The following is a 16,222-nucleotide window of genomic DNA, read 5'->3' on the forward strand; positions in this document are numbered from 1 at the left end:
GACAGAGAACCGCACCAATGAAAAAGGCCGCGATTCGCGGCCTTTCTCCATTTCATGCTGCCATCGCAGCGGCGGGCATCGCGTCAGATCGGCGACGCCATGTCGTTGGCGACCTGCACGCGCTGGCCGACCTGCAGATTGTTGGCCTGGCGCTGCGTCACCGTGGCCATGCGGCCATCGTCGAGTCGTACGTGCACACGATAGACGGTTTCCATGCCGCCGGTGGCGCGCTGTTCGATCTGGTTGCCGGCCACGCCGCCCGCCACCGCACCGCCAATCGTCGCGATGGTCTGGCCGCGGCCGCCGCCGATCTGGTGGCCGAGCAGGCCGCCGGCCAGACCGCCGATCACGGTGCCGAGCAGACCCGAGCTGGCGCCGCGAGGTTGTTGAATCGGTTCGATCGCTTCGACGCGACCGTAGAACACCGAGCCGGCCGGCGCCTGGTAGGACCCCTGGCCGTAACCCGTATTGGCCGCCGGGGCGCCGTAGCCATAACCGCCACCGGGTGCCGCGCAGCCCGCGGTACCGATCGCGGCCGCCAGCGCGGCCATGCCAAACAAAGTCTTGCCATTCATTTAATGTTCTCCTGACTGGGACGAGAAGAGACGGGATGCGGCGCACCGCCGCTTCCCTCCTGCCCTAGGAGATATACATCCAGACAAGGTTCCGCGATGTCGGACGGACGCCGACAGGGCCGGTTTCTTGTCTTCCCGCGGTGCAAGATGTGTAACGAGGCGTTTCCAACCCCACCCGCATACCGCCTTGCTATAATGCGCGGCCGGCGCAAGGCCGGCCCATCATGGGACTGGAGACGTGGCCGAGTGGTTTAAGGCAGCAGTCTTGAAAACTGCCGATGGGGTGACCCATCCGTGAGTTCGAATCTCACCGTCTCCGCCACTGCAAACGCCAGACCCTCACGGTCACATCCGCACGGCGACACCCGAACGGCGACACCCGAACGGCGACACAGAAACGGCGATCCTTCCCCACGCAATAAAAAAGCCCCGCACCGGGCGGGGCAACGACATGTCGTGGAGCGATCGTCCGATCTTCAATCGATGGTGATCTTGCCGGCCTCGATCACGTTCTTCCAGCGCTGCAGCTCCTGGTTCTCGAACTGCGCGAACTGCTCCGGCGTATTGGCGACGACCTCGAAGCCGGTCTCGGCCAGCTTGGCGCGCATCTTCGGCTCGGTCAGCGAGCTGACCAGCGCGCCGTGCAGCTTGGACTTGACGTTGGCCGGCAACCCGCGCGGCGCGGCGACGGCCTGCCACGAATAGACCTCGACATCCTTGACCCCCGCTTCGGCGAGCGTCGGCACATCGGGCAGCAGCGGCGAGCGCTTCTCCGAGGTAATCGCCAGCGCCTTCAGCTTGCCGGCCTTGATGTGCTGGATCACCGCGTTGATGTTCTGGAACGAGACCTCGACCTGGCCGGCCAGCAGGTCCTGGATCGCCGGGCCGCCGCCCTTGTACGGCACGTGCAGGCCGTCGGTGCCGGTCTTCTGCCAGAACAGCGCCGCGGTCAGATGATCCGACGAGCCAGCGCCCGACGACGCGAAGCTGACCTTGCCCGGGTTCTTCTTCATATGGGCGACCAGGTCCTGCACGCTGCGCGCGGCGACCGACGGATTGGCGACCAGCACGTTGGGCGCGCGCACCGCGACCGTCAGCAGGTCGAAGTCCTTGGCCGGATCGTACGGCAGGTTCTTCTGCAGGAACGGGTTGACCGCGTAGACGCCGATCGACGCGATCATGATGGTGTAGCCGTCGGCCGGCGCGCGCTTGACCATCGCCGCGCCGATCGCGCCGGTGGCACCCGGGCGGTTCTCGATGACGAAGGGCTGGCCCAGCTTTTCGTTCAGCGGCTGCGCCAGCATCCGCGCGATGGTGTCGGTCGATCCGCCGGGTGGGAACGGCACCACCACCGACACCGGTTTCTGCGGCCAGTCCTGCGCGGCCGCGGTGCCGGTGGCCAGCAGGCCGCCGGCGAACGCGCCGGCCAGCATGCCCGCGGACAGCATCAGCCGCGGCAGGCGGCGCACACAGGTGATGAAGGTCTTGCTCATGTTGTCTCCTGAATCTCTGTTCGTTGTCGAAGGGATCGCCAGTACGGGCTACCGCACCATGCACGGCGCCTTGTTGTCGAATTTCCAGCCGGGGATCAGGAACTGCATCGCCACCGCGTCGTCGCGCGCGCCCAGTCCCATGCTGCGATAGCGCTGATGGGCCTTCTCCAGTTCGGCCATGTCGATCTCCACGCCCAGCCCGGGCCGCTTTGGCACCTGCACCATGCCGCCCTCGATCTTCAACGGCTCCCTGGTCAGGCGCTGGCCGTCCTGCCAGATCCAGTGCGTGTCGATCGCGGTGATGCGTCCCGGCGCGGCCGCGGCCACATGCGTGAACATCGCCAGCGAGATGTCGAAGTGGTTGTTCGAATGGGAACCCCACGTCAGCCCCCACTCCGCGCACATCTGCGCGACGCGCACCGAACCCTGCATGGTCCAGAAGTGCGGATCGGCCAGCGGGATGTCGACCGATTGCAGCCGCACCGCATGGCCCATCTGGCGCCAGTCGGTGGCGATCATGTTGGTCGCGGTCGGCAGTCCGGTCGCGGTGCGGAACTCGGCCATGATCTCGCGGCCCGAATAGCCGTCCTCGGCGCCGCACGGATCTTCCGCATAGGCCAGCACGCCATGCTTGTCGCGGCACAGCCGTACCGCCTCGGCCAGCGACCAGGCGCCGTTCGGATCGAGCGTGATGCGCGCCTTCGGAAAGCGCTCGGCCAGCGCGACGATCGCCTCCATCTCCTCGTCGCCGCGCAGCACGCCGCCCTTGAGCTTGAAGTCGTTGAAGCCGTAGCGCTGATAGGCGGCCTCGGCCAGGCGTACCACCGCCTCCGGCGTCATCGCCTCCTCGTTGCGCAGCCGGAACCAGGCATCGTCGGCATCGGCCTCCTGGCGATACGGCAGCGTGGTGCGCTTGCGGTCGCCGATATAGAACAGGTAGCCGAGCATCTCGACCGCATCGCGCTGCTGCCCTTCGCCCAGCAGCGCGGCGACCGGAACGTCCAGATGCTTGCCCAGCAGGTCGAGCAGCGCCGCCTCCAGCGCGGTCACCGCATGGATCGTGATGCGCAGGTCGAAGGTCTGGAGGCCGCGGCCGCCGGCATCGCGGCTGGCGAAAGCCTGCCGCACACGGTTCAGCACCGCCTGCCAGGCGCCGATCGGCTGGCCGACCACCAGCGGGCGAGCGTCCTCCAGCGTCTGGCGGATGCCTTCGCCGCCAGGCACTTCGCCGACGCCGATGCGGCCGGCGCTGTCCTTGAGCAGCACCACGTTACGCGTGAAGAACGGTCCGTGGGCGCCCGACAGGTTCATCAGCATGCTGTCGTGGCCGGCGACCGGGATCACGGTCAGTTCGGTGACGACGGGCGTGGCGCCCGGCGCGGAGATCGAGTGGTCTGTCATGAAGCGTCTCGGAATGCTGTCTCGGATGGCTTGCCGCTACGGGCCTGCCACACCAGTGGGTGAAACGTCGGGCCGTGCGCCAAAGTCGGTTATCAGTCGTCGTATGACTTACGACGCAGTATAATGAGCCGTTCGCGAACCGGTCAAGCACGGTACATACCCTATGAAAGCCTCGACCCTGGCCCCCACTCCGCTGCGCCGCCGCGGCCGCACGCTGGCCGAAGAAGCGGTCGCCAGCCTGACTGACAGCATCCGCCAGGGCACGCTGCGCCCCGGCGACAAGCTGCCCACCGAATCGGAAATCATGGCCACGCTCGGCGTCAGCCGTACCGTGGTGCGCGAGGCGTTGTCGCGCCTGCAGGCGAGCGGCCTGGTCGAGACCCGCCACGGGATCGGCACCTTCGTGCTGACACCGCCGCCCGCCGAATCGGCCTCCCCGTTTCGCATCGATCCGTCGGCCATGGTCACCGCGATGGACGTGCTGGCGATGCTGGAATTTCGCGTCAGCATCGAGGCCGAGGCCGCTGGCCTGGCGGCCGTGCGGCGCAGCGACGCCGATCTGGCCGAGATGCGGCGCGCGCTGGACGAACTGAAGCGCACCGCCGCCTCGGGCGGCGATTCGGTCGCGTCCGACTTTGCTTTCCACCTGGCCGTGGCACGCGCGACCGGCAACCGTTACTTCAGCGAGATGCTGGGCCACCTGGGCGCCTCGGTGATTCCGCGCGGCCGGCTGCACGTCACCCCGGGCGACCGGGAGCAATATCTGGAACGGGTCAACTTCGAGCACGACAGCATCTACGACGCGATCGAGCGCCGCGACCCCGATGGCGCCAAGGCCGCGATGCGCATGCACCTGACCAACAGCCGCGAACGCCTGCGCAAGGCCTCGGCCGCGGCCGCCAGTACGCCGGCCTCCAACACGCAGGCCCCCAATACGCAGACCCCCAATACGCAGGTCTGATAAGCAGGTCTGATAAGCAGGCCTGATAAGCAAGCCTCCCGCCCCCTCCGAGGGTTAACCCCCGATGCGGACCCCTTGCGCCAGAGTTGTATGATGTCTTACGATATCGAACATCGAATGGCGCTTCCCTACCGCGGCGCCTTCGCCGTCCAACGTTGCGCATTCGGGCAGGACGCCCAGCCCTTTCCTCGGTAAATCGGTAAATCGGAAACCACCATGTCCCTGAACCCCCAAGACCTCAAACAGATCATCAGCGCCGGCCTGCTGTCGTTCCCGGTGACCGATTTCGACGCCAATGGCGACTTTGCCCCGGCGTCCTACGCGAAGCGCCTCGAATGGCTGGCCCCGTATGGCGCCAGCGCGCTGTTCGCGGCCGGCGGCACCGGCGAGTTCTTCTCGCTGGCGCCGAACGAGTACAGCGACATCGTCCGCACCGCGGTCGACACCTGCCGCGGCAAGGTGCCGATCATCGCCGGCGCCGGCGGCCCGACCCGCGTGGCGATCGCCTATGCGCAGGAAGCCGAGCGCCTGGGCGCCCACGGCGTGCTGCTGCTGCCCCACTACCTGACCGAGGCCAGCCCCGAAGGCATCGCCAACCACGTCGAGGCGGTCTGCCGCTCGGTGTCCTGCGGCGTGATCGTCTACAACCGCGCGGTGTGCCGCCTGAACGCGGTGCAGCTGGAACGGCTGGCCGAGCGCTGCCCGAACCTGATCGGCTACAAGGACGGCCTGGGCGACATCGAGCTGATGGTGTCGATCCGCCGCCGGCTGGGCGAGCGCTTCGCCTATCTGGGCGGACTGCCGACGGCCGAGGTCTACGCCGCCGCCTATCGCGCGCTCGGCGTGCCGGTCTACTCGTCGGCGGTATTCAACTTCATTCCGAAGACCGCGATGGACTTCTATCGGGCGATCGCCGCCGAGGATCACGAGACCGTCGGCCGCCTGATCGACACGTTCTTCCTGCCCTACCTCGACATCCGCAACCGCAAGCAGGGCTACGCGGTCAGCATCATCAAGGCGGGCGCCCGCCTGGTCGGCCACGATGCCGGCCCGGTGCGCGCGCCGCTGACCGATCTGAGCGAAGAGGAATGCGCGATGCTGCAACGGCTGATCGACAAGGTCGGCGGCCAGTAAGCCCGTCCACGCACGCCGCGCCCGGCCATGCCGGCGCGGCGCGCGCCATCATGCCCTCGGCGCATCGGCCGCTCGCGGTATCGCACCGCGGCGGCCGCTGCGCCATCGACGTTTTCAGGAGAAGCCAATGAAGATCACCGGAGAGATGCTGATCGGCGCCAGCGCCGTGCGCGGCCAGGACGCCGTGCTGCAGGCGATCGATCCCGCCACCGGCGCGACGCTGGGCCCCGACTTTCATGGCGGCGGCGCGGCCGAGGTCGACCGTGCCTGCGTGCTGGCCGAACAGGCCTTCGACGCCTTCCGCAACACGCTGCCGGCGCAGCGCGCCGCCTTTCTGGAGCGCATCGCCGACGGCATCGAGGCGCTCGGCGACACGCTGATCGAGCGCGCCCACCGCGAAAGCGGCCTGCCGCTGGCGCGGCTGCAGGGCGAACGCGGCCGCACCGCCAATCAGCTGCGCCTGTTCGCGCGCGTGCTGCGGGACGGCCGCTGGCAGCAGGCCACCTGGGACAGCGCGCTGCCCGAGCGCACGCCGCCGCGCCCCGACCTGCGCATGCAGAACATCGCGCTGGGTCCGGTGGCGGTGTTCGGCGCCAGCAACTTCCCGCTGGCGTTCTCGGTGGCCGGCGGCGATACCGCGTCGGCGCTGGCGGCGGGCTGCCCGGTGGTCGCCAAGTCGCACCCGGCCCACCTGGGCACCTCCGAACTGGTCGGCCGCGTGATTCAGCAGGCGGTGGCCGACGCCGGCCTGCCCGAGGGCGTGTTCTCGCTGGTGCTCGGCGCCGGCAACGAGATCGGCACGGCGCTGGTCGCGCATCCGGCGATCCAGGCGGTGGGCTTCACCGGCTCTCGCGGCGGCGGCCTGGCGCTGAGCCGCGTGGCGCAGCAGCGGCCGCAGCCGATCCCGGTCTATGCCGAGATGAGCAGCATCAATCCGGTGTTCCTGTTGCCGGCCGCATTGGCCGCGCGCGGCGAGCGCATCGCCACGGAGCTGGTCGATTCGCTGGTGCTCGGCGTGGGCCAGTTCTGCACCAACCCGGGCCTGGTGATCGCGATCGACAGTCCGGCGCTCGCCGCGTTCCGCGCGGCCGCGGTGCAGGCGCTGGGCGGCAAGCCCGCCGGCACGATGCTGACGCCCGGCATCCACCAGGCCTATCAGCAGGGCGTGGCAAGCCTGGGCGAAATCAACGGCCTGCAGCGCATCGGCACGGGTCTGGCCGGCAGCGGACCCAACCAGGCCTGCGCCGCGATGTTCGAGACCAGCGCCGCGCAGTTCATCGCCGATCATCGGATGCAGGCCGAGGTGTTCGGCCCCTCGTCGGTGCTGGTGGTCTGCCGCGACATCGACGAGATGGCCGCGCTGACGCGCAGCCTCGAGGGACAGCTGACCGCCACCGTGCATGCCGATGCCGGCGACCACGCCGCGGCCGGGCAACTGTTGCCGATGCTCGAGCGCAAGGCCGGACGGGTGCTGTTCAACGGCTATCCGACCGGCGTCGAGGTGTCGTACGCGATGGTGCACGGCGGCCCCTTCCCGGCCACCTCGGACGCCCGCACGACCTCGGTTGGCGCCGCGGCGATCTCGCGTTTCCTGCGGCCGGTCTGCTATCAGAACGTGCCCGCGGAACTGCTGCCGCCGGCGCTGCGCGACGACAATCCGCTGGGGCTGTGGCGGCTGCGGGATGGGGAGTTGGGCAGGGCATAGCCGGCCAAACGTTGACGTCGCCGCGAAGGCGAGGACCCAGTGGCGTTGAAAGACGCTGGGTTCCCGCCTGCGCGGGAACGACGGAGTGGCCCGCCATGGCCGGCGGCGACTGTGTGATCCATCCCACAGTCGCCGCAGGTCGACGTACGTACAGTGACACTGTCACCGCAACGTGTGCCCGCCGGCCACAGAGGACCGCCATCATGACCGCCCCGCCGCGCCCCCTGCGCATCCCGCCCGAATCCGCCCATGTCGTGGTGGTAGGGCCGGTGCGAAATTGCGGCGCGACGATCGCGGGCGAAGTGGCACACCTGCGCAAGGTCCTGGCGGGCTTCGCCTCGGTCGGCTTCCTGCTGGTCGAGAGCGATTCCAGCGACGATTCCGTCGAGCAGTTGCGGCAGCTGGCCGCGCAGGTACCGGACTTCGCCTTCGAATCGATGGGCGCGCTGCGCGAGCGTCATCCGGCGCGCTGCGACCGCATCGCGCTCTGCCGCAATGTCTATGTCGAGCGCCTGGCCAGCGATCCGCGGTACGCGAAGATCGATTACGTGATTGCGGCCGACCTGGACGACATCAACCATGGCCTGACCGCCGACGCGGTGCTCAGCTGCTGGCGCAGCGAGTTGGACTGGGCCGGCATGACGGCCAACCAGCGGCTGGGCTACTACGATATCTGGGCGCTGCGCCATCCGGCCTGGTCGCCGGTCGACTGCTGGGCCGCCTATCGCGACATCGTGGACGTGGTGGGGCATCGCCAGGCGCTGGAGATGTGCGTCGCATCGAAGCAGATCCGCGTGCCGGCCGACGCCGCGCCGATCGAGGTCGAATCGGCCTTCGGCGGCTTCGCGGTGTACCGGCGCGATGCCTTCGTGACGGGACGCTATGTCGGGCTCGACGCCAACGGCGGCGAGATCAACGAGCACGTGTCCTTCCACGCCGACCTGCGCGCGCGGGGACATCGCGTCTATATCAATCCGGCGATGATCAACGCCGATTTCACCGAACACACCTATTACAAGACGCGCCTCGGCCATCTGCGCAAGGAGCTGATGTGGCGCGTGCGCGAGACCGCCGATTCGCTGCATTGCCGCGAGCAGCTCGAAGCGGCGATCGACGCGATCAAGCGGCGGCTGGCGGGCCCAATCGACCCACCCGGCAAGCTGCGCTGACGCCGCGGCGCATCGGCGTATCGCCGTATCGCCGTATCGCCGGGCCGTACGTCCTCAGGCCGCCGCGCGCAGCGGCGCGGCCGCGCTCGCTGCCGAAGCCGGCGCCGCCGAGGCGGCAGGCGACGCGATGGCGCCGCTGCGCGAGCGCCCCGAGCTCAGATAGCCCGCAATCGACTCCTGCGTGACCTCGCCCAGGTAGACGCCGTCGGCGTCGACCACCGGCAGCCAGCTGGTGTTGTGCTGGTACATCCGCGACAGCACGATGCGCAGATGCTCGTCGAACGCCGCGGTCGCCGCGAACGGGCGCAGCACGTCGCCGCAGGCCTGCTTGCCCGCGGCCGGATTGCGCGCGTCGCGGCGCGCCACATAGCCGAGCGCGCGCCGGTCGCGATCGAGCACCGGCAGATAGCGCACGTCGGCATCGTCCATCAGCGCCAGCGCCTGCGCCAGCGGCATCTGCGGCGTCGCGGTGGCGCCCATCGTGGCGGCGTCGCCGGCGCGAACCAGCAGCAGCCGCTTGAGCGTGTTGTCGTGGCCGACGAAGGCCTGCACGAACTCATCGGCCGGATGCGCCAGCAGCGCGTCCGGATGGTCGAACTGGACCAGCTTGCCGGCGCGGAACACCGCGACCTTGTCGGCCAGCTTGATCGCCTCGTCGATGTCGTGCGAGACCATGATCACGGTCTTGCCCAGCTGGCGCTGCATCTGCAGGAACTCGTTCTGGATGCTTTCGCGGTTAATCGGATCGACCGCGCCGAACGGCTCGTCCATCAGCAGCACCGGCGCGTCGGCGGCGAGCGCGCGGATCACGCCGATGCGCTGCTGCTGGCCGCCCGACAGCTCGCGCGGATAGCGCGACAGCATCCGGTTCGGATCGAGCTGCACCATCGCCATCAGCTCGCGCGCGCGTTCGCGGCAGCGCTGCTTGTCCCAGCCCAGCAGGCGCGGCACCACGGTGATGTTCTGCTCGATCGTCATGTTCGGGAACAGGCCGATCTGCTGGATCACGTAGCCGATCTTGCGGCGCAGCGCGACTTCGTCGATGCCCGCGGTGTCCTCGCCCTCGATCCGCACGCGGCCCGAGGTCGGCGGGATCAGCCGGTTGATCATCTTCAGCGTGGTGGTCTTGCCGCAGCCCGACGGGCCGAGGAACACGCAGATCTCGCCGCGCGGCACCGTCAGCGACACCGAGTCGACCGCGCGCACCAGCGCGCCATCCTTCTGCGTGAACGATTTGCTCAGTTGGTCCAGTTCGATCATGTGCGGATTCCTTTGGGCGTCAGCACGCGCTGCAACCATTGCAGGCACACGTCCGCCACGATGGCGAGCAGGCTGACCAGGACGGCGCCCACCGCGAGTTTGCTCATATTGCTCTGGCTGATCGCTTGCAGGATCAGCACGCCGAGGCCGCCGGCGCCGATCAGCGCGGCGATGGTCGCCACGCCGATGTTCATCACCACCGCGGTGCGCACACCGCCGAGGATCACCGGCACCGCCAGCGGCAGGTCGACCAGCCGCATCCGTTGCCAGGTGGTCATGCCGATGCCGCGTCCGGCCTCCTGGATGCCGCTGTCGATGCCGGCCAGCGCCACGTAGGTGTTGCGCAGGATCGGCAGCAGCGAATACAGGAACACCGCGGTGACGGCCGGCAGGTAGCCGAGCGCGTGGCCGAAGCGCGCGAACACCGGGATCATCAGGCCGAACAGCGCGATCGACGGGATCGTCAGCACCACCGTGGCCAGCGTCATCATTGGCGTGGCCAGCCAGCGCCAGCGCGTGGCCAGGATGCCGAGCGGCACGCCGATCAGGATCGCCAGCCCGACCGCCGCGCCGACCAGTGCCAGATGCTCGCCGGTCAGTTTCAGCAGCGTCGGCCAGCTGTGTTGCAGGTAGGAAATCAGGTCCATGGATTGTCCGTGGTTGTCCGTGTTGTCTGCGCCCGAGCGGGCGTCAGATCAACCCGTGCTGGCGCAGGAAATCGGCCGCGACGGCGTCGACCGGTTTCTGTTCGATGTCGACGCGGTAATTCATCTCCGTCATCGACGCGTTGTCGAGCGCGGCGGCCAGCGCGTTCAGCAGCTCGGCCAGTTGCGGGTGGGCGTCGAGCACCGCCTTGCGCACCACCGGTACCGCCTGGTAGGCCGGGAAGAAGCCCTTGTCGTCGCGCAGCAGCACCAGGTCGAAGCCCTTGACGCGGCCGTCGGTGGCGTAGACCAGGCCGGTCTCGACCTGGTCGTTGCGCAGCGCGGTGTAGACCAGGCCCGGATCGAGCTGGATCACGTCGCGGCGCGCCCACGGCAGCCCGTAGGCGGCCTTCAGCGGCTCGAGGCCGTCGGGCCGCGCGGCGAATTCCATGTCGACCGCGAAGTTGTGGCGCTTGTCCTCGCCGCCAGCGCGGATCTTGTCGGCGAGCTCGGACAGCGTGCTCACGCCGGCCGCCTCCGCACGGTGGCGCGGCATCGCCAGCGCATAGGTGTTGTTGATCGTCGAGGGCTGCAGCCACACCAGGCCCTTGGCCGCATCGAGCGACTTGACGCGGGCGTAGCTCTGCTCGGCATCGAGCTTCTCCTCGACGCGGTTGAAGACGATCAGCGCGGTACCGGTGTAGTCCCACACCACGTCGAGCTGGCCGCTCTCCATCGCCTGCCGCATCAGCGTGCTGCCCAGGCCCGCCGTCAGCTCGGTGGCGAGGCCCTTGGCGCGCAGATACTGCGAGGTCATCGACGACAGGATCAGCTGCTCGGTGAAGTTCTTGCCGCCCACGCGCACGGGCGCCGCATCGGCGGCCGTCGCCGGCGCGTTGACGAGCAGCGCGGCGGCGCCGAGCAGTGCGGCCAGCCACGCGCGCGGACGAAGCGATCGCATCATCGTCATGGTGTTCTCCTTGATGTTCCGCTGGGTGTTCCGCTGGATGGTCCGCTTCATGCCGCCAGCCCTCGCCGGCGCAGATAGAAGCGTCCGCCCGCGGCGAACAGCGCGTCGAGCGCCAGCGCCAGCAGCGCGGTGGCCGCGGCGCCCAGCAGCAGCAGCGACGGCTTGTTCAGGTAGATGCCGGGGAAGATCATTTCGCCCAGGCTGTTGGCGCCGATCAGGAACGACAGCGGCACGGTGCCGACGTTGATCACCAGGCTGGTACGCACGCCGGCCAGGATCACCGGCATCGCATTGGGCAACTCGACCCGCAGCAGCCGCTGGCGCGGCGTCATGCCGATGCCCTTGGCCGCCTCGAGCAGCGCGGGCGGCAGGCCGCGCAGGCCCTCGCAGGTATTGCGCACGATCGGCAGCAGCGAGGCCAGCCACAGCGCCAGCACCGCGGGCCGCTCGCCGATGCCCAGCACGGCCAGCGACAGCGCCAGCACCGCCAGCGACGGCACGGTATTGCCGATGTTGAAGACCTGCATCAGCCGGTCGGCCCAGCGCCGCAGCGCCGGCCGCGACAGCAGGATGCCGGCCGGCACGCCGGTGGCAAGCGCCAGCGCCATCGACCACGCCACCAGGCGCAGGTGGTCGGCCACGTCGTAAAGCAGGCGTTCGCGGTGCTCGGCGATCGCATCGACGCCGACCCAGGCCAGCAGGCCGGCCAGTGCCAACACGATGAAACCGGTCCAGCCGAGTCCACGCCAGATTCGCTGCGACATCTTTTCTCCCGTAAGCCAGCCGGCGTCGCAATCGGCGGATCGGCGGATCGGCAGATCGGCCAAGCGGCGACAGGCGGCGGCAAAAGCGCGGCACGACAGGCGCACCAAGGCGCGACGGCCGCGACGGCGGTCCATGAAGGACGACGGCAACGGACCAGCGCGATGGCGGGACCCGATGGGGACATGCGCCATGACGGCGGACCCGGCCGGGTCCAGACTAGATTGGTGCTGTCCGCCATGACCGGCGCGATGCCGGCGGACGGACGGTGGGCGCCCATTGCCGCACGAGGGGGCGAGGCGATGGGGGCCCGGTGACGGACCGCGGGTGCCGCCCGGAACGGGCGGGCGCCAGCGGCCCTGGCGCGGCGCTGCGGATCGGTGCGACGGTCGGTGCGGCGTCGGCAGGAGCCGGACGGACGCGGACGGTCGCCAGACGGTAAGTCCAGACCTCGCAGGCCAGTGGCAGCGCAAAATTGAAAGTTCCGACGCGCCGCCGGTCAATCGGCCGTGGTCGCGAAATCGGCCACGGCGAGCGCGAAGCTCAAGCGGCTAATTTGCAACAACGGATGGCAAAGAGGTCGCTATTCTAACCAACTTCAGCGATCTTGTCACCCCGCCCGTCGGCCGGCCGTCTTTTGGGTTCTTTTTGCGCGTCCGCGGGCCTGACCAAACGCCTGAGAAGGCACCCGGCATGGCGGCAATCCGCGTTCCAGTGGCGTTCCAGTGGCGTTCACAAACCAGGTCCCATCATTCCATCAATAGAACGCTCTTTTGCCCTGTTCCCGGCTACCGCTTTCCCGCCAAACCCTTACATTGAGGGGGTACCGCGGCGCGAGGCGCCGCTCGCCAAGACACAGGAGATCGACATGGACGACATCCGCAACCTGAACGAATTGACCACCGTGCCGGCGACCGCCGAGGAAGCGGTGCGGCGCACCCGCACCATCGACCGCGTGGTGCGCGGCATCGCCACCTCCGATGGCGCCGGCGTCAAGCTGACCCGCGTGCTGACGCAGAACCTGCAGCGCCGGCTCGACCCGTTCCTGATGCTCGACGCCTTCGGCACGGACCGGGCCGACGACTACATCGGCGGCTTTCCGGCCCACCCGCATCGCGGCTTCGAGACCATCACCTACATGCTGGCCGGACGCATGCGCCATCGCGACAGCGCCGGCAACGAGGGGCTGCTGGAAAACGGTGGCGCGCAATGGATGGTGGCCGGTGCCGGCGTCGTGCATTCGGAGATGCCGGAACAGCAGGATGGCCGCATGGAGGGCTTCCAGCTGTGGCTGAACCTGCCGGCCAGCGACAAGATGACGGCGCCCTGGTATCGCGACCTGCCCGCCGCGGCGATCCCGACCGTCGCGCTGCCGGGCGGCGCAGTGGTGCGCGTGCTCGCCGGCGCCTCGCACGGCGTGCAAGGCGCGATGACGCGGCCCGTCACCGAGCCGCTGTATCTGGACGTATCGCTGCCGGCGGGCCAATCGTTCGCGCAGGCGATCCCCGCCGGGCATAACGCCTTCGTCTACGTCTATCGGGGCGAGGTCAGCATCGGCGAGGGCGACGCGCTGGCCGCGCTCGACGCGCAGCGGATGGGCGTGCTGGCCAACGAGGCGGACGCCGACGGCGTGATCGTCAAGGCCACGCAGGATGCGCGCTTCCTGCTGATCGCCGGCAAGCCGCTGGGCGAGCCGATCGTGCAGTACGGACCGTTCGTGATGAACAGCGAGGCCCAGATCCACCAGGCGCTCAGCGACTTCCGCGATGGGCGGTTCGAGGGGAAGGTGCAGAGCGCGGGGTAAGGTCGGGAAGCGGCGCGATGCGCCGCTGCCCTCTCCCCCGGCCCTTCTCCCCGGGCCCTCTCCCCCGGCCCCTCTCCCGCAAGCGGGAGAGGGGAGCAAACCACCGGCGTTTGGTGGGTCGGTGGGTGTTCTCGCCCCCCGCAATCGGGAGTGGGGAGCAGACGGCCGGCGTTGTGATTCAGTGGGTGTTCTCCCTCTTCCGCTTGCGGGAGAGGGCCGGGGAAAGGGCCGCCTCGCGCCCTACCCATTCCCCTCCACCGCCTCCGCCACCCCCTTGCCCTTGCGCAGCCGCGCGCGCAGGTCGCCGATCATCGGCCAGATCAGCACCAGGATGGCCAGCGTCATGATGGTGCCGACCAGTCCGTTGGACCAGAAGATATCGAGCGAGCCCGACGACACCAGCATGGTCTGCCGGAACGCGTCCTCGGCGCGGTCGCCCAGTACCAGTGCCAGCACCAGCGGCGCCAGCGGATAGTCCAGCTTCTTCAGCACATAGCCGATCACGCCGAAGCCCAGCATCAGCCAGACATCGAACAGCGCGTTGTTGACCGTATAGGCGCCGATCGCGCAGACCACCAGGATCAGCGGTGCGATGATCGAGAACGGGATCCGCAGGATCGCGGCGAACAGCGGCACCGTCGACAGCACCACCAGCAGCCCGACGATATTGCCCAGGTACATGCTGGCGATCAGCCCCCAGACGAACGGACCCTGCTCCTGGAACAGCAGCGGCCCCGGCTGCAGGCCCCAGATCATCAGGCCGCCGAGCAGCACCGCGGCGGTCGCCGAGCCCGGAATGCCGAGCGCCAGCATCGGCAGCAGCGCGCTGGTGCCGGCCGCGTGCGCGGCGGTCTCCGGCGCGACCACGCCCTCGATATTGCCCTTGCCGAACGAGTCCGGATCGCGCGCCATCCGCTTGGCCACGCCATAGCCCATGAACGACGCCGCGGTGGCGCCGCCCGGCGTGATGCCGAGCCAGCAGCCGATCGCCGACGAGCGCAGCACCGTCATCCAGTAGCGCGGCAGCTCGGCCCAGGTACGCAGCACCACCTTCAGGTCGATGCGCGCCTGCTTGCCGCGGAAGGCCACGCCCTCCTCCATCGTCATCAGGATCTCGCTGATGCCGAACAGCCCGATCACCGCGACCAGGAAGTCGAAGCCGCGCAGCAGCTCGGTCGAGCCGAAGGTCATCCGCAGCGTGCCGGAGACCGTGTCCATGCCGACCGCCGCCAGCAGGAAGCCAGCGCACATCGCGATCAGGATCTTGGGCTTGGCCTCCTTGCCCATGCCGACGAAGCTGCAGAAGGTCAGCAGATAGACCGCGAAATATTCCGGCGGGCCGAAGCGCAGCGCGAACTTCGCCACCAGCGGCGCGAGGCAGGTGATCAGCAGCACGCCGGCCATCGCGCCGAGGCACGAGCCGGTGAAGGCCGACGTCAGCGCGCGGCCCGCCTCGCCGCGCTGCGCCAGCGGATAGCCGTCGAAGGTGGTCGCCACCGACCAGGCCTCGCCCGGGATATTGAACAGGATCGACGTGATCGCCCCGCCGAACAGCGCGCCCCAGTAGATGCAGGACAGCATGATGATGGCCGAGGTCGGATCCATCGAGAACGTCAGCGGCAGCAGGATCGCGACGCCATTGGGGCCGCCCAGCCCGGGCAGCACGCCGACCACGATGCCGAGCAGGATGCCGACGAACATCAGGCCGACGTTCTGCCACGACAGCGCGACCGAGAAGCCGTGCATCAGCGCATTGAATTCCTCCATGGTGCCCCTCCTAGAAGCCGAGCGCCGCTTCCAGCGGCCCCTTCGGCAGCGGCACCCGGAACTGGATCTCGAAGATCCAGAACAGCACCAGATTGATCCCCGCGCCCAGCAGCGCCGCGCGCCACCATTCGGCCTTGCCGACCGCCATCATGAAGCCGGCGATGAAGACCGCCGATGCGACATAGATGCCGAGCCAGCCGATCAGCGCGACGTAGACCGTCAGCGGCAGCAGGATCACGCAGACCTGCCGCAATTGCTGCCAGCTGGCGAAGATCGCGTCCGCAGGGGTGCGCCACGCCTGCCACGCCACGGCCAGGCTGCACACCAGCACGATCGCGCCGACGCGCAGCGGAAAGTAGCCGGCCTCCGGACCGTCGGCGGCCCAACCGGCGCCGATGCGGTGATTGCTCCAGATCACCACCGCGGCGGCCGCCAGCAGCAGCGCGGCCACCACCAGCTCGACCGCGCGCAGCGACACGCCGGGCGCGTCCGCCTCGGCGTGATCAGCGCGGTCGGCGTGATCGGCCCGGTCGGCGTGCGCGGCGGCGGCCGCATGCTCTTGCTGTGTTTCCATCGA

14 protein-coding genes and 1 tRNA gene are annotated in these 16,222 nt (G+C 69.0%); 6 read left to right on the top strand and 9 right to left on the bottom strand.

From position 1 onward, the window contains the following. Nucleotides 1-83 precede the first annotated feature (83 nt). Nucleotides 84-575: an outer membrane lipoprotein gene (locus tag M1D55_RS20480; RefSeq protein ID WP_006578288.1), complete on the bottom strand. Its 492-nt coding sequence runs from the start codon at nt 573-575 to the stop codon at nt 84-86. Nucleotides 576-807: 232 nt separating this feature from the next. On the opposite strand from M1D55_RS20480, the gene M1D55_RS20485 reads away from it, so the two are divergent. Further along, nucleotides 808-897: transfer RNA gene (locus M1D55_RS20485), tRNA-Ser, on the top strand. Between the two features lie 154 nt (nt 898-1,051). Here M1D55_RS20485 and M1D55_RS20490 read toward each other — a convergent pair. Both M1D55_RS20490 and gudD read right to left on the bottom strand, forming a co-directional pair. Then, on the bottom strand, nt 1,052-2,008 hold the full coding sequence (locus tag M1D55_RS20490; RefSeq protein WP_006578287.1) for a Bug family tripartite tricarboxylate transporter substrate binding protein: 957 nt from the start codon (nt 2,006-2,008) through the stop codon (nt 1,052-1,054). 108 nt (nt 2,009-2,116) lie between these two features. Continuing rightward, a complete protein-coding gene (gudD, locus tag M1D55_RS20495; protein WP_456281703.1) occupies nt 2,117-3,469 on the bottom strand; it encodes a glucarate dehydratase in 1,353 nt (450 codons plus the stop codon). A 163-nt stretch (nt 3,470-3,632) separates the two neighbouring features. On the opposite strand from gudD, the gene M1D55_RS20500 reads away from it, so the two are divergent. From M1D55_RS20500 to M1D55_RS20515, 4 genes are all read left to right on the top strand, one after another. Further along, a complete protein-coding gene (locus M1D55_RS20500) occupies nt 3,633-4,430 on the top strand; it encodes a FadR/GntR family transcriptional regulator (RefSeq protein WP_456281704.1) in 798 nt (265 codons plus the stop codon). Nucleotides 4,431-4,646: 216 nt separating this feature from the next. After that, complete coding sequence (gene kdgD, locus M1D55_RS20505) at nt 4,647-5,564, top strand: 5-dehydro-4-deoxyglucarate dehydratase (protein ID WP_456281705.1); 918 nt, start codon at nt 4,647-4,649, stop codon at nt 5,562-5,564. Between the two features lie 127 nt (nt 5,565-5,691). Then, a complete protein-coding gene (locus tag M1D55_RS20510; protein WP_456281706.1) occupies nt 5,692-7,269 on the top strand; it encodes an aldehyde dehydrogenase (NADP(+)) in 1,578 nt (525 codons plus the stop codon). Nucleotides 7,270-7,472: 203 nt separating this feature from the next. Continuing rightward, complete coding sequence (locus tag M1D55_RS20515; protein ID WP_456281707.1) at nt 7,473-8,438, top strand: hypothetical protein; 966 nt, start codon at nt 7,473-7,475, stop codon at nt 8,436-8,438. Nucleotides 8,439-8,492: 54 nt separating this feature from the next. Here the strand turns inward: M1D55_RS20515 and M1D55_RS20520 are convergent, their stop codons facing one another. The 4 genes from M1D55_RS20520 to M1D55_RS20535 are packed head-to-tail and all read right to left on the bottom strand — an operon-like array spanning nt 8,493 to nt 12,076. Then, the gene (locus tag M1D55_RS20520) at nt 8,493-9,698 is read right to left on the bottom strand and encodes an osmoprotectant ABC transporter ATP-binding protein OsmV (RefSeq protein WP_064573019.1); all 1,206 of its coding nucleotides are present in this window, start codon (nt 9,696-9,698) and stop codon (nt 8,493-8,495) included. After that, nucleotides 9,695-10,345 carry an ABC transporter permease gene (locus tag M1D55_RS20525; protein WP_006580114.1) on the bottom strand — a complete coding sequence of 217 codons (651 nt, stop codon included), beginning with the start codon at nt 10,343-10,345 and terminating at the stop codon, nt 9,695-9,697. Before M1D55_RS20525 ends, M1D55_RS20520 begins: the two co-directional genes overlap by 4 nt. A 43-nt stretch (nt 10,346-10,388) precedes the next feature. Then, nucleotides 10,389-11,303: a glycine betaine ABC transporter substrate-binding protein gene (locus M1D55_RS20530; RefSeq protein ID WP_064573749.1), complete on the bottom strand. Its 915-nt coding sequence runs from the start codon at nt 11,301-11,303 to the stop codon at nt 10,389-10,391. Nucleotides 11,304-11,359: 56 nt separating this feature from the next. Continuing rightward, nucleotides 11,360-12,076: an ABC transporter permease gene (locus M1D55_RS20535; protein ID WP_064573748.1), complete on the bottom strand. Its 717-nt coding sequence runs from the start codon at nt 12,074-12,076 to the stop codon at nt 11,360-11,362. Between the two features lie 866 nt (nt 12,077-12,942). On the opposite strand from M1D55_RS20535, the gene M1D55_RS20540 reads away from it, so the two are divergent. Further along, the gene (locus M1D55_RS20540) at nt 12,943-13,878 is read left to right on the top strand and encodes a pirin family protein (RefSeq protein ID WP_064573018.1); all 936 of its coding nucleotides are present in this window, start codon (nt 12,943-12,945) and stop codon (nt 13,876-13,878) included. A 240-nt stretch (nt 13,879-14,118) separates the two neighbouring features. Here the strand turns inward: M1D55_RS20540 and M1D55_RS20545 are convergent, their stop codons facing one another. Then, nucleotides 14,119-15,645 carry a tripartite tricarboxylate transporter permease gene (locus M1D55_RS20545; RefSeq protein ID WP_023263323.1) on the bottom strand — a complete coding sequence of 509 codons (1,527 nt, stop codon included), beginning with the start codon at nt 15,643-15,645 and terminating at the stop codon, nt 14,119-14,121. Nucleotides 15,646-15,655: 10 nt separating this feature from the next. Further along, nucleotides 15,656-16,219, bottom strand: coding sequence for a tripartite tricarboxylate transporter TctB family protein (locus M1D55_RS20550; RefSeq protein WP_231906241.1), 564 nt, complete (start codon nt 16,217-16,219; stop codon nt 15,656-15,658). Nucleotides 16,220-16,222 lie beyond the last annotated feature (3 nt).

Source organism: Cupriavidus sp. JZ107 (assembly GCF_053903255.1).